The 13883-nt window shown below is 63.5% G+C and carries 13 protein-coding genes and 1 tRNA gene; 9 read left to right on the forward strand and 5 right to left on the reverse strand.

Annotated features, from left to right (window positions below):
• Window positions 1–33: 33 nt before the first annotated feature.
• The 4 genes from PMI04_RS08850 to PMI04_RS08865 form a co-directional block, all read right to left on the reverse strand.
• Window positions 34–1803, reverse strand: a complete 1770-nt coding sequence (locus PMI04_RS08850; RefSeq protein WP_007712586.1) for a hypothetical protein — start codon at window positions 1801–1803, stop codon at window positions 34–36.
• A gap of 181 nt (window positions 1804–1984) precedes the next feature.
• Window positions 1985–2059 (reverse strand) — tRNA-Glu (locus PMI04_RS08855).
• 309 nt (window positions 2060–2368) lie between these two features.
• The gene (locus PMI04_RS08860; protein WP_007712582.1) at window positions 2369–3151 is read right to left on the reverse strand and encodes a SapC family protein; all 783 of its coding nucleotides are present in this window, start codon (window positions 3149–3151) and stop codon (window positions 2369–2371) included.
• Between the two features lie 240 nt (window positions 3152–3391).
• Entirely contained in the window at window positions 3392–4846 is a 1455-nt protein-coding gene (locus tag PMI04_RS08865; RefSeq protein ID WP_007712579.1) for an FAD-binding oxidoreductase, read from the reverse strand.
• Between the two features lie 77 nt (window positions 4847–4923).
• Between PMI04_RS08865 and PMI04_RS08870 the strand changes: the two genes are divergently transcribed.
• Entirely contained in the window at window positions 4924–5358 is a 435-nt protein-coding gene (locus tag PMI04_RS08870) for a hypothetical protein (protein ID WP_007712576.1), read from the forward strand.
• A 133-nt stretch (window positions 5359–5491) separates the two neighbouring features.
• Complete coding sequence (locus tag PMI04_RS08875) at window positions 5492–6901, forward strand: DEAD/DEAH box helicase (protein ID WP_007712574.1); 1410 nt, start codon at window positions 5492–5494, stop codon at window positions 6899–6901.
• Between the two features lie 104 nt (window positions 6902–7005).
• On the opposite strand, the gene radC is transcribed toward PMI04_RS08875, so the two are convergent.
• The gene (gene radC / locus PMI04_RS08880; RefSeq protein ID WP_037486868.1) at window positions 7006–7701 is read right to left on the reverse strand and encodes a DNA repair protein RadC; all 696 of its coding nucleotides are present in this window, start codon (window positions 7699–7701) and stop codon (window positions 7006–7008) included.
• 151 nt (window positions 7702–7852) lie between these two features.
• On the opposite strand from radC, the gene PMI04_RS08885 reads away from it, so the two are divergent.
• The 7 genes from PMI04_RS08885 to PMI04_RS08915 all read left to right on the forward strand — a co-directional run bounded on the left by PMI04_RS08885 (window position 7853) and on the right by PMI04_RS08915 (window position 13833).
• Entirely contained in the window at window positions 7853–11098 is a 3246-nt protein-coding gene (locus PMI04_RS08885; RefSeq protein ID WP_007712568.1) for a YdbH domain-containing protein, read from the forward strand.
• A complete protein-coding gene (locus tag PMI04_RS08890) occupies window positions 11095–11283 on the forward strand; it encodes a YnbE family lipoprotein (protein WP_007712565.1) in 189 nt (62 codons plus the stop codon). Before PMI04_RS08885 ends, PMI04_RS08890 begins: the two co-directional genes overlap by 4 nt.
• Window positions 11280–11666: a YdbL family protein gene (locus tag PMI04_RS08895; protein ID WP_007712562.1), complete on the forward strand. Its 387-nt coding sequence runs from the start codon at window positions 11280–11282 to the stop codon at window positions 11664–11666. The genes PMI04_RS08890 and PMI04_RS08895 overlap by 4 nt, the downstream gene beginning before the upstream one ends.
• Window positions 11667–11835: 169 nt before the next feature.
• Complete coding sequence (locus PMI04_RS08900) at window positions 11836–12159, forward strand: AtpZ/AtpI family protein (protein WP_007712560.1); 324 nt, start codon at window positions 11836–11838, stop codon at window positions 12157–12159.
• A gap of 46 nt (window positions 12160–12205) precedes the next feature.
• Window positions 12206–12991 carry a F0F1 ATP synthase subunit A gene (locus tag PMI04_RS08905; protein WP_007712554.1) on the forward strand — a complete coding sequence of 262 codons (786 nt, stop codon included), beginning with the start codon at window positions 12206–12208 and terminating at the stop codon, window positions 12989–12991.
• Between the two features lie 53 nt (window positions 12992–13044).
• A complete protein-coding gene (locus PMI04_RS08910; RefSeq protein ID WP_004207392.1) occupies window positions 13045–13272 on the forward strand; it encodes a F0F1 ATP synthase subunit C in 228 nt (75 codons plus the stop codon).
• Between the two features lie 66 nt (window positions 13273–13338).
• Window positions 13339–13833, forward strand: a complete 495-nt coding sequence (locus tag PMI04_RS08915; RefSeq protein WP_007712550.1) for a F0F1-type ATP synthase subunit beta — start codon at window positions 13339–13341, stop codon at window positions 13831–13833.
• The last annotated feature ends 50 nt before the right edge of the window (window positions 13834–13883 follow it).

The following is a 13883-nucleotide window of genomic DNA, read 5'->3' on the forward strand; positions in this document are numbered from 1 at the left end:
GCCCGATCCGCACTTTGGACGGGAAAACTCCAGTCAAAGGCGTTCCATCCTCAACCAGTCGGTCGGGCCGATCCATGCCCTGGAAAATGCCTGCCGCGCGGCTGCGGCTTCCATCCTGTGCCCTTGCGCATCTTCGCTTCGCGCCAGTCCATACAGCGCCCATCCATTATGCGGTGCTTGGATCAGTGCTTCGCGAAAGGCGTGGCTGGCCTCGCCATAGCGTCCGGCAGGATATAGGGCAGCCCCCAGGGACTGGCGGACGGGATAATACCAGTAAGGGGGCTCCTGATAAGGAATCTTCTCCTCGATCGCGATCGCCGCCCGATAATGGGTTGCTGCTTCGGCATGGCGGCCTGACAGGCTGGCGGAGCGCCCACGGGCCACGGCCTTCGCGAGGGCGAGCAGGTCGGGCGCCGGCATGCCCTGTGCGACCATGTCGGCAAAGACGCCGGATCGGGCGAGTGCATCGATGGCGGCCATTTCGCGGTCAAAGGAGGACTGGTCCTGCCGCATGGCATAGGCGATGGCACGCGCATAATGCCGCATTGCCGCCGGATAGGGCAGGCGTGCGTCCGGCGCCGGCATGGCCAGGATCGCCTCGGGCGGGGCAAACTGCGCCATCGCCAGATAGGGGGCCGCATCAATCGCCTGGATCCATGCGATCTTGGCCGACATTGCCGGATTGAGCACGCTGCGCAGGCGTCGCGCTTCGCGGATCGCCGTGTCCATGTCGCCGGCCATCTGCGCGGATGTCACGATGAAGTGGATATTGTGCGGATAATAGCCGTAGCGGACAAGGCTATGGTCATCCGCGCTACGGATGAAGGCTTCGTCGGCTCGGGCCGCCGCGACATTGACCCGCATGGAATCGACATAGCGCCCGCGTACATAATAGATGTGCGCGGGCATGTGGACGAGATGCGCGGCGCTGGGCGCTATGGGGGTTGCCAGGCGATCGGCGGCGGCCTCCGCGCGTTGCGCATCGCTCGCTTCCATAAGGTGGATGGTCAGATGGGCCGCCTGCACATGTGCGGGATTGCGGGCCAGCACGGTATCGACGAGGCGTATGGCCGCTCCGGCACGCCCGATCGGCGTTTTCCTGTCCGCCGACCAGTAATTCCATGGGGTCGTATCCATCGCGGCCTCGGCGGCGAGGACGGCGACGTCATCATCGGCGGGGAAAAGTTGCGCCACCTGCAGCATCGCGTCGGCATAGGCGGCGTCGAGCATGGCCCGGTCGGCAGTCGGATCGCGCGAATAGCGCAGGGCGATGGCATCGATCAGCGCCCGCTCCATTGCCGAGGCGTGGCTGCGCAACGCGATCGCCCGATCCATCGCATCCAGCGCGGCCATGCGGTCCCGTTCGTCCATGGGGGCGTTGATGTTCGGGCCAAGCGCCATGGCTTCGCCCCACCAGCACATGGCACATCCGGGGTCCAGGCGCTGTCCTTCCCGAAAAGATCGGACGGCACCCGCGTGATTGAAGCCATAGGCCAGCATGAGCCCCTGACTGAAATAGCGGCGGGCCTGCGGGTTCGTCGTCGTGACGGGGAAGGGGGCGTGGGTGAGGTCGGTGTATAGCGGGATCGGCGCGCGGGCGCTGGCAGGCGCGGCGACCGCGGACGCGATCAGCAATTCGGCCGTTAGTCCGGATCCGACGCGCCGGGCGCCACAGAGCGCCTGGGCGAGCCGGCTGGGGTCGACCGCCGACAATTGGGCAGGCGAAAAGCGCGATTCTATCGACACGCTCGCCAAGGGCAGGCCCATGCCGACCAGCGCCAGGGCTTTCACCAGATCACCCATGCCATATCTCCTTCTGCGAAGGCGCGCCGAGCAGGCGGGAGAATATCATGGAGTGGGGCGTCCCGCAAAAGCCCAAGCGGCTTGCGCTGGAGGCGGGATGCCGACCATTCTCGTCTTAAGGCGGGGAGGGAGGCGCTCTTTCGTCTCGCACCAGTCAGTCCCGCTCGATTTGAGGCGAGACTGGTGACCCCTACGGGAATCGAACCCGTGTTTCAGCCGTGAGAGGGCCGCGTCCTAACCGCTAGACGAAGGGGCCGATGTCGTTGGACGACTGGCAGGCGGGTGCCTTTAGGCAGGGGTAGGTGCGACGTCAAGCAAAAGTGCCGGCCAATCCTGCGTCACCGAAAAATACCCCCATAAAAAACCACCCCATGCGATTCGCACGGGGTGGCCAGGTTCAGGGAGGAGACGCCTCCAACAAAAGGGGGAGGCGCCCATACGACACACCCGAAAGGGGGGCAGGTGGCCGTATGCAAACAAGATAGGGCAGGAACGGCCCCCTTTCAAGGGGCGCAATCCTGCCCTGTCGATTATCTGCGTTAGCCTGCGTTAACCCTGATCGGGCTTAGGCGGTTTGCGGCACGGCCAGCGCTGCGAGCGGGCCTTTGCCCTGGCTGACCTGTCCGTCGAATATCTCGCGCAGCAGCTGCAGCGAGAAGAGGTGGGCGTAGATCAGCGGGAGCATGCCGTTCTGGTTGATCTTGCGCAGCTGGTCACCGCGCAGGTCGCGCAGCTTTTCCTCATTCACCATGCGGAAGCCGCGATAGATGAAGGGCTGTTCGCTGTTGGGGGTCTGGATCGACACTTCGCCGTCCATGAGCAGATCCATTTCGGCCAGATCCTTCATGAACTGGGCGGTCCGGGCTGCGGCCTGCTCGAAATCCTCGCAGAATTTGAGTACGCCCTTGATCAGGTCGCTCGGCTGGCCATCCTCGAACAGCATCGGGCCTTCACCGGCTGTGCCGATGGCATCGCTGGTCGGATCGAAGCAGAGCGACAGTTCGTCGCTGTCGGGGCGCAGCTTGGCCAGCATCCAGGGGTAGCGGCGCACATAGGCCGGTACATAGGCCGCTCCGCGCAGCCGGCCTTCGTCGTCGACAAAGACATTGACGCCTTCGTTGAGGCCCATCAGCGCCAGCGGCACCGATTCCACGCCTGCGGAAAAGATGATCGGCACAAAGCGTTGCGCGGTGACGAATTCATCGATGGTCAGCGGCACGGCATGCTGCTTGGCCAGAAACGGTGCGGCATCGACCGGCTGGCTGCGATAATCGGCATGGTCCCGGCTGTTGAGCGGGATCAGGTCATTGTAGAAGATGGGGAGGCTGTTGGCGGGCGCGCTGGCCATGATCTGTTTTCCGTCCTGTCTAGAAAGCGCGCAATGGCTGCGTCGCCGGTCTGCATATGGGCCTATACCTTAGATCGGTTCAGGTTGAGCCTGCGCCGTAAATCTTGGTCTAGAAGCCAGAAATAGAGCCTGATTGACGTCATTGGCAGAAGTGCGGAGCGCCGCCGCCTCAGACCATCAGGCGCCAATGCGATAATAGGGCGCGGCGCGCTAGGCAATCGCTTTGTCGCTATGCCCGGCTCATCCCTCGTCGGGACGAGGGATCAGCTTGTCGGGGTTCATGATGCCCCAAGGGTCCAACGCGGCCTTGATCGCGCGCAGGGCGTGGATGCGGGCCGGGCTGGCCAGGCGGCCCAGTTCCGCCCGCTTCATCTGGCCGATGCCATGTTCGGCGGAGATGGATCCGCCGGCGGCCACGACCGCGTCATGGACGAAGGCATTGATTGCCTGCCCCTGTTGCGCGATCCAGGCCGGACCATCGCTGGTTCCCCTGGGGGCGCGTACATGAAAATGAACGTTGCCATCGCCCAGGTGGCCGAAAGAGGAGGCAGAGGTGCCGGGAAAGGCGGCTTCCGCTGCAGCGGCTGCGTCCGTCATGAAAGCCGGCATGCGGGAGACCGGGACGCTGATGTCATATTGCAGGGCGGGTCCCTGCGCCTTTTCCGCTTCCGACAGGGATTCCCGAATGCGCCAAAAGGCGTCCGCCTGCGCTTCATTCGCGGCGATCGCGGCATCGATGGCGAGCGACCGTTCCAGTGCCAGCGCCAGGGTGCCTTCCAGTCGCTCGACCGGGCCGGGGTCGCGCAGGTCGCCATGGTCCACCTCGATCAGGACATGCCAGGGCGTTCGTGTCGCGATCGGGCAGCGCGTGCCGGGGATATGCGACAATACATGGCCCAGGCCATCGTCGGCAATCACCTCGAAGCCTTCAACGCTGTCGCCCAGTTCGTTTTCGATCAGGCGCAGCAGGGCCAGGGCGTCCGCAGGGCTTGCGACGCCGACCCAGCCGACGGCGCGTGCGGCGATCGCCGGGACCAGGCGCAGCGCAGCGGCGGTGACGATACCCAAGGTGCCTTCCGCGCCGATCAGCAACTGCTTGATGTCATAGCCGCGATTGTCTTTCTTGAGCGCTTCGAGCCCATCGAAGATGCTGCCGTCGGGAAGCACGGCTTCGATCCCTTCGACCAAGGCCCGCATGGTGCCATGGCGCAGCACCTGGGTGCCGCCTGCATTGGTGGATACGAGCCCGCCGATCGTTGCCGACCCCTTTGCGCCCAGGCTCAGCGGGAATCGCCGTCCCACGGATTCGGCTGCATCGTGCAGGTTCGACAGAATGACGCCCGCTTCGCACAAGGCCAGATTGTCGTCGGGCGAAAGCATGCGGATGCGGTTCATCCGGCGCAGCGACAGGATGAGCGCCGATCCGTCGGCGGGGGGCGTTGCGCCGCCAACCATCGAGGTATTGCCGCCCTGCGGCACCAGTGCCACGCGCAGTTCCGCGGCAAGGGCGACGCAGGCGGCCACTTCTGCGGTGGTGGCCGGCGCCAATATTGCGGCGGCGCTTCCCCGATAGCGTCCTCGCCAATCGCGCGTCCATGGGGCGATGTCGTCCGGATCGATCATGATCCCCTTGGGACCGATCAGCGCGGCGAAGCGATCGACGATGTCGGGTGCGATTTTGGCTTGTCCAGTCATGGGACATGCTATGCCCCGGAATTCATCGACGGTTCAACCATTGGCCGATAGCGTGCCGATCCCAAAAGGGGTTCTGCTTGGTTCATACCATCCTGCTGTTGCTTGCCGCGCCTGCCGCCGACCCTGTGCAGTGGGCGCAACTGACGATCGAGCAGCGCGTCATCATTCGTGTGCCCATGGCGAAGAGCGCGCGCGCGCCCGCGCGAATCGCGCCGAAGGATGGCGACAGGTGGGAGGAAAAGAAGGGGCCGCGCTGTGTGGCGCTGCGTTCGATTCGTGCGGCCAGCATCATCGTGGCCAATGGCGTTGACCTGATCCTGGCCGACAATCATCGCTATCGCGCACGACTGGAGCGTGGCTGTAGTTCCGCAAGCTTCTACTCCGGCTTCTACGTCGAGCCAGATGAGGATGGATCGCTCTGTTCGGGGCGCGATGAATTGCAGGCGCGTAGTGGGCTAAGCTGTGCGATTGACAGTTTCAAGCGGCTGGTAGAGGCGGAGCCGGATGATTGATCGAGCAATTTGGACGATCAATCACGGCATTTTGTGCGATTTCCTTGACAAGAAGCCGATATTTCCGCAAGTCGCGGCCGATTTCCGTCTTGCCTTCACGGTGGGCGGACAGCCTCCTGTCCCGGACATTTGAATGACTTTTGCCGATCTCGGCCTTTCCGACGAATTGCTTAAGGCCGTAAACGAGGCCGGCTATGACACGCCCACGCCGATTCAGGCGCAGGCGATCCCGCCGGTGCTGATGATGAAGGACATCATCGGCATTGCTCAGACGGGTACGGGCAAGACGGCGAGTTTCGTACTGCCGATGATCGACATTCTTGCTCATGGCCGCGCCCGTGCATTGATGCCGCGCAGCCTGATCCTGGAGCCTACTCGCGAACTCGCCGCTCAAGTGGCCGAGAATTTCGAGAAATATGGCAAATATCACAAGCTATCCATGGCTCTGCTGATCGGTGGCGTGCAGATGGGTGACCAGATCAAGGCGCTGGAAAAGGGCGTCGACGTGCTGATCGCGACGCCGGGCCGCCTGATGGACCTGTTCCAGCGTGGCAAGATTCTGTTGAATGGCTGCAACATGCTAGTGATCGACGAAGCCGATCGCATGCTCGACATGGGGTTCATCCCCGATATCGAGGAAATCTGCACCAAATTGCCGACGCAGCGGCAGACGCTGCTTTTTTCCGCGACCATGCCACCAGTCATCAAGAAGCTGGCTGATCGCTTTCTCGACAATCCCAAGTCGATCGAAGTGGCACGCCCGGCGACGGCGTCGACCAATATCACCCAACATTTGGTCAAGGTCGATTCGCGCAAGAAGCGCGAAGCGCTGCGTGCGATGCTCGCGGCCGAGGACGTCACCAGCGCGGTCATCTTCTGCAATCGCAAGACCACAGTGCGCGAACTCAACAAGAGTCTGCAGCGCTACGGCTTCAAGTCGGGCGAAATCCATGGCGACATCGACCAGTCGTCGCGCATCGCCGAGCTGGAGCGGTTTCGTGACGGCACCGTCAACATCCTGGTTGCGTCTGACGTTGCCGCCCGCGGCCTGGACATCAAGGGCGTCAGCCACGTCTTCAACTTCGACGCGCCCTGGCACCCGGACGATTATGTCCATCGCATCGGACGTACCGGCCGCGCGGGCGCAAAAGGCGTCGCCTACACCTTTGTGACCAGCGAGGATGCGGAGGCGATCGACAATATCCAGAAGCTGATCGGCACCAAGATCAACTATGTCGATTCGCCGGATGCTTCGGCTCCCGCCGCAACGGGTGAGGGCGAGGCGCGCAAGAGTGAACGTGGTGGCCGGGATAGCCGGCGCAAGGCGGACAAATCCAAGGAAATTCGGGCCGAGGTTCGTGCCAGTGATGAGCCGCGCAAGGATGCAGGGCGCAAGGAACCGCGGCGTGATGAGGGGCGTGACCCGCCCGCTGCCGCCGTTCGCCAGGCGAGTAAGCCGCGCCTCCAGGAGCCCGACGATGGTCCGGACGATGGCTGGAATGGTCCGATGCCCGAATTCCTGAACTTCGGTTTCAACGCCTGAGCCTTTGCCCCTCCGGCCGATCTTCGGTCGGGCGGGATCGGGCGGGGTCGCTGCCAAGTGTGATCCGGGGCTGCTACGCGGAAGTCGTCTTTTTCAAGCCTGTGTTAGAGCAGTCCCTGCGCCCGCAGGCTGCTATGACCGCTGGCGCCGATGATGATATGATCATGAACGCCGATGCCGAGCCGTTTGCCCGCATCGATGATCTGGCGCGTGATCTCGATATCCTGTTTGCTCGGAGACGGGTCGCCAGAGGGGTGATTGTGGACCAGGATCAGGCTGGCGGATCCTAGCTCCATGGCGCGCTTGATGACTTCGCGCGTATAGATGGCGGCCTGATCGATCGAGCCGTCACCCATATTTTCATCGCGGATCAGCATGTTCCGTGCATTGAGGTGAAGGACGCGGACTCGTTCTACACCAAGATGGGCCATGTCGGCGCGCAGATAGTCGAGCAGTGCCTGCCAACTGCCCAGCACCGGACGTTCGGCGACGGCGTTGCGCAGCATGCGCAGGGCCGTCGCCTGGACCACCTTGATGGCGGCGACGCTGGTTTCGCCCATACCCGGCACCCGGGCGATTGCCTGCCAATCTGCCGCCATCAGGCCGCCGATGCCGCCAAATTCGTGCAACAACAATTTTGCGAGGGCTTTGGTGTCACGGCGTGGAATGGCGAGGGCGAGCAGATATTCGATCAGCTCATGGTCTAACAGCCCATCGCCGCCCGTATCCGACAGCCGTTGACGCAGGCGCGCCCGATGTCCGCTACCTTGGTGACTGGCCTTTTCGTCCTTTTCGGTCAAAGCTGGCGGTCCCCTGTCCCCGGGCGCAAAGGCTATGCTTTGCGGATTCATCGGGCAAGGTTATTTCGGTCAAGGATATTTCCGACATCTGGGACGTTGTGGTTGCGTTACGGATGGTAAGAGTGAGTTGAAGTCGGGGTTGGCAGCACGCATGCAAGAGGAAGACGGCGACAAGGCAATTCGCCGCGGCTGGTGGCGCTGGCTGGGCGTTGGCACCGGCTCGCTGGCGCTCGTCCTGGTGGGATTGTGGACGCAGCGTGCGCCGATCGCCGAGAATTTCGTGAGTCGCGAACTCAATCGTCGTGGGGTTCAGGCCAATTATGATCTGACCCAGGTGGGCCTGCGTACCCAGCGGATCGAAAATATCGTGCTGGGCGATCCTGCCAATCCTGATTTGACCGCGCGGTGGGTGGAGATCGATATCGCCTTTTCCGGTGTGACGCCGCAGGTGGCGGCTGTGCGCGCGGGCGGGGTGCGGCTGCATGGCGCCTATCGCGATGGCGTGCTGTCGCTGGGTGAGTTGGACAAGTTTCGCGATCCCGATTCTACCGCCCCCTTTAGCTTGCCCGATATTCTGATGGGCCTGCGCGATGCGCGCATGCGGCTGGATACCGATGCGGGCGTCGTGGGCATGCGGATCGACGGCAATGGCAATTTGCGATCGGGTTTTCATGGCAAGCTGGCGCTGGCGATGCCCCGTGCTCGGCTGGCCGGATGCGGCATGGCCAATGCTCTGGCCTGGCTGGACGTCGGCATAATGAATGAGCGCCCGCATTTGCGGGGGCCGATCAAGGGCGATGCTCTGGCCTGCAGCGACGCCGGAACGGCGATTGCGCGTCCGGTGGCGCAACTTGACCTGTGGCTTGGCAAGGCGCTGGACCGCTGGAGTGGTTCAGTGGAACTGGCGGGGGAGGCGGTTCGGTCCAATGGATTGGTGCTGGCTGCACCGGCGGGCCGGATCGATTTCGATGGTACGGCCAAGGATATGGCCGGGCATGCGCGGCTCAATGCGCAGGCCGTGTCCGGCGCTGGCGCGCTGGCGCGGGCGTCGGAACTGGCCGGCACATGGCGGATGCGAGGCGGCGAAGCCGTGTTCGACGGACAGATTTCCGCGCGTGACGCGCATGCCTCGGGGCGCGATCCGCTCGCGGGCCTGCGGCAATCGGCGAACGGCACGCCGATCGAACCGCTGGTGCGGCGCCTGGCGGATGCGGCCCGGCAGGCGGGTAAGGACAATGTGCTGCGTGCCCGTTTCGCGCTGGTGCAAAGAAATGGTGTCGGCGGCCTTGTGATCAGTGATGCGGCATTCGCGGCGCGCAGTGGCGCTCGGGTCGCGATTGCCCGCAATGGGCGCGTGACCCTGGCCTGGCCCGGGACAAAGGGCGCCGCGATCGACTGGGCGCTCGACGGCAGCGTCACGACCGAGGGAGGTGGCTTGCCCAAGGCGGCATTGCGGCTGGCGCGGCGATCCGGCGGTGGGTTTGGCGGGCAGCTCTTCGTCGATCCCTATAGCGCGCAGGATGCACGCCTGGCGTTGGAACCGGTTCGATTTGTCGCGGAGCCGAAGGGCGATACACGCTTCACCACATCGGTGCGGCTGGACGGGCCGCTGCCGGGCGGCGGGGTCCGTGGCTTGAATGTGCCGATCGACGGGCGGTTTGCCGCAAACGGCGCGATCTCCGTCAACCCGCGCTGCTTCCCGGTATCACTGGTGGGCGCGCGCTACGGCGGTTTTGCCTTGGGCGAGACCCGTCAAACCATCTGTCCATTGGCCGGCGGGCCATTGCTGGCGGCCGGGCCGGGCGGTGTGCGGGGCGGGGCGGAAATCCGCAACATTGCGTTGTCCGGCCGCAGTGGCGACAGCCCGATGCGCTTGTCAGCCGACACCGCGCGGCTGGTGCTGGGCCAAGCTGGATTCACGCTGACGAACGCTGATTTCGCGATCGGCCCGCAGCAGGCGCCCGTGCATCTGACCGCCGCCAGCCTGACGGGCGCCGCGCAGGGCGCTGGGCTGGTCGGGCGGATCACGGGTGCGGGCGGACGAATCGGCGCGGTGCCGCTGATCGTCGAGCGCGGCGAGGGTGACTGGCGATTTGTCGATGGTGCGCTTGGGCTGAAGGCCGCGATAGATGTGCGTGATGCCGAACCGGTCGCGCGATTCGCGCCGCTCAATGTGCCCGATTTCACACTGACGATGAAGGATAGCCGGATCACGGCGACCGGAACGCTGCGTGCGCCGGGCAAGAATATGGCCGTGGCCAGCGCCGACATCGCGCATGATCTGGACAGCGGGAAGGGCAGGGCCGACTTGCTGGTGGCGGGACTCGACTTCGGTCCTGCGCTGCAGCCCGAAGAATTGACGCCCCTGACCAAGGGGGTGATTGCCAATGTCCGGGGCAAAATAAGCGGTGAGGGGCATATCCGCTGGACCGGCTCCGACGTTTCCAGCGATGGCGTTTTCCGGACCGACGGGGTCGATCTTGCCGCAGCCTTCGGTCCGGTCGAAGGGATCACGGGGGAGATTCGCTTCACCGACCTGCTGGGAATGGTCAGTGCGCCCGGTCAGCAAGTGCGTATCGCCATGGTCAATCCTGGTGTCGAGGCGCGCAACGGCACCGTGCGCTATCGGCTGGAAGCGAATCAGAAAGTGCATATCGAAGGGGGAGGCTTTCCCTTTTCGGGTGGCGAGATGGCGCTGTTGCCGACCACCATGGATTTTGGTGCCAATGTCGATCGCTACCTGACATTCCGGGTCATCGGGCTCGATGCGGGGGCCTTCATCCAGGCGATGGACCTCAAAAATGTATCGGCGACCGGGACATTCGACGGCATCATGCCGCTGATCTTCAACGCCCAGGGCGGGCGCGTGGCGGGCGGCGTTCTGGTCGCGCGGCAGCAGGGCATGCCGCCGCTGATCATGCCTGAAGGTGTGCTGCCGACCATCCCCTGCGATCCCACGCGCCAGTCGGGCGTGCTGTCCTATGTCGGTCCGGTATCGAACGAACAAGTCGGAGTTATGGGCAAGGTGGCCTTCGATGCGCTGAAGGACCTCCAATATAAATGCCTCACCATATTGATGGATGGCGCGCTGGACGGCGAGATGGTGACCAATGTTGTGTTCAACGGGGTCAATCGCGGGCAACTGGGCAGCGTGCCTCGCGGGCTTGCCGGGAATTTCGTCGGCCTGCCCTTCATCTTCAACGTCCGCATATCCGCGCCTTTCCGCGGCCTGATGCGCAATGCCCAATATTTTACCGATCCGACTCAGGCCGTGCGCGACAAGGTGGCGGAAGAGACGCAGGAGAAAATGCGGGCGCAAAGCGCGGCCGACCTGCAATCGGGCCTTGCGGTTCAGCCTGTGGCAAGCGAGACTGTGGGAAATACGGAGCCGAAATGAAGATAGCAGCGATCATGATGGCGGGCCTGGCCGCCGCGGCCCTGGGGGGATGTATTCAGGTCAAAGCCCCGGACAAGCCGATCGAGATCAACCTGAATGTGAAGATCCAGCAGGAGGTCGTCGTCAAACTGGAGAAGGACGCCCAGGATCTGATCAACAATAACCCGGAGTTGTTCCCGCAATGACACGCAAGTTGATGTTCGCTGCCGCACTGCTGGGCGGCCTTGCCATGGCCGGTGCCGCACAGGCACAGAGCGCCGCTGCGGCGGCGATCGCAGCCGGCACGGTGGGTGAGCAGGCCGATGGCTATCTGGGCATCGCCGGGACGGTAAGCGCCGATGTCCGGGCCGATGTCGAATCGATCAACATCAAGCGCCGCGCCGCCTATACCGACCTTGCCGGCAAGCGTGGGGTGACGGTGCAGGATGTGGCTGCTGCGACGGGCTGTCAGACGCTGAGCAGCCGTGTCCGTCAGGGCCAGGCCTATCGGATCGGGGGCGGTGGATGGCAGACCAAGGGCGCCGGGCCGATCGCGCTACCCGCTTATTGTGCGACAGCGGGGCAATAGCGATCTTCTGGCGGACTTTCGCCGATGGTTCGTCTGGGCAAAACTATCTCCTGCCCAAGTATAGTTGACTATCCGCAATCCCCTTTCTAAACGGGCCGCGCCTTGACGGGTGCAGCCGCAAGCGCCATGCCGCCTGCCGTTGGGTGTGAACCTGAACGGAAGGATGGCCATGGCTGCGGATGAACCCGGGCAAGACCCGGCAGGGGAAGATGCGCGGATCGCTTCGTTGGAAGCGCGGATCGCGCAAGCCGAACATGCCGAACGGGTCAGACAGGGGACGAAGACGCAACAGGCCGACGATGGTTCGCGCCTGGGCAACAGAGTTCTCGCAGAGCTGATCGGTGGTCTTGTCGGTGGTGCGTTGATCGGCTGGGTTCTCGACCGGCTGCTCGGCACATCCCCATGGCTCCTGCTTGTCTTCCTCGGTCTCGGGATCGTGGCAGCGTTCAGGAACATCATCAGATTGACGACGACGAAGCGTTCCGATCAATAGGGACGCTTTTGTCTTAGTCCGAATATTAGACGGTACAGGGGTCCACGTGGCAGAATCCGGCAAAATCGATCCGATGCATCAGTTTGCGATCGAACCGTTGTTCGGTACCGATCACCTGTCCATCGGCGGCTTCAATATCGCCTTCACCAATAGCGCGCTTTATATGGTCGCGGCTGCGGTGGTGCTGTGGATCTTCGTGATCGGCGGCATGAAGCGTGAACTGGTGCCCGGCCGCTGGCAGATGGCGGTCGAATATTTCACCGGCTTCATCAAGAATCTGCTGATCTCGAACGTCGGGGAAGGCGGCAAGAAGTATATTCCCTACGTCTTCTCGCTCTTCATGTTCATCCTGCTGGCGAATCTTCTGGGTCTGCTGCCGCTGGGTCTGGTCGGCGTCCATCCCTTCACCTTCACCAGCCACTTCACCGCCACCGGCGTGCTGGCGATCATGAGCTTCTCGATCGTGCTGATCGTCGGCTTCTGGAAGCATGGGCTGCATTTCTTCTCCCTGTTCGTGCCGCACGGCACGCCCCTGCCGATGATCCCGGTCATTTTCCCGATCGAGCTGATCTCGTTCATGGTGCGTCCGTTCAGCCTGGGCCTGCGACTGTTCGTGGCGATGACCGCCGGGCACGTCCTTCTCAAGGTTCTGGCCGGCTTCGTCATCAACAGCTCGAACGCTGGCCCCGGTTTCGGTCTGACCGTCGGCTTCGCCAGCTTCGTGCTGATGATCGGCATCAGCGCGCTCGAAGTGCTGGTCGCCGTGATCCAGGCCTATGTGTTCGCGCTGCTGACCTCGGTCTACATCAACGACGCCGAGAACCTGCACTGAGTTTTCGTACATTCTTCAACATGCAATTTGGTTTAGAAAAAGGAGTTTAGAACATGGACGCAGAAGCCGCAAAGCTGCTCGGTGCTGGCCTGGCCGCGATCGGTGCGGGCATTGCCGCCCTCGGTGTGGGCAACGTCTTCAGCTCGTTCCTCGAAGGCGCGCTGCGCAATCCGGGTGCCGCTGATGGCCAGCAGGGTCGTCTGTTCATCGGCTTCGCCGCCGCCGAACTTCTGGGTCTGCTGGCGTTCGTTATCGCCATGATCCTGGTCTTCGTGGCCTAATGATCGACGGGGCGGGCGGCGTGCCGCCTGCCCCTTGACGACCGCCCCCTTTTCGGACGGAAAAAAATGCCTCAAATCGCGCAAATTGCCGATACCTATGCGTCCCAGATCTTCTGGCTGCTGCTGACGTTCGGCTTCGTCTTCTTCGTCATCGGCCGCGGCATGGTGCCCAAGGTGCAGGCGACGGCCGACGCGCGCGACGCGAAGATCACGGGTGATCTTGATGCTGCCAAGGCAGCCTTCGCCCGCGCCGATGAAGCGGAAGCGGACTATCGCGTCCGTGACGCCGAAAGCCGCGCCGCCGTCCAGGCGACACTGGCCAAGGCCAAGGCGGACGCCGCCAAGGCTTCGGAAGCGAAGCTCGCTGCCGCCGATGCGGACATCCAGGGCAAGATCGGCGCCGCCGAAGCCCGGATCAAGACCGCCACCGACGCAGCGATGGCACAGATTGAAACCGTTGCGGCCGATGCGGCGCGCGACATGGTCGCCCGTATTTCCGGCGCGGAAGCGTCGGATGAAGCGGCCCGCAACGCAGTAAAGGCGGCATTGGCTCATGGCTGAGGCAGCAGTAGAGCAGGGCGAGGCACAGGCCCCGCACCTCAATCAGGCAA

It is taken from the genome of Sphingobium sp. AP49 (assembly GCF_000281715.2).
Lineage (GTDB): Bacteria > Pseudomonadota > Alphaproteobacteria > Sphingomonadales > Sphingomonadaceae > Sphingobium.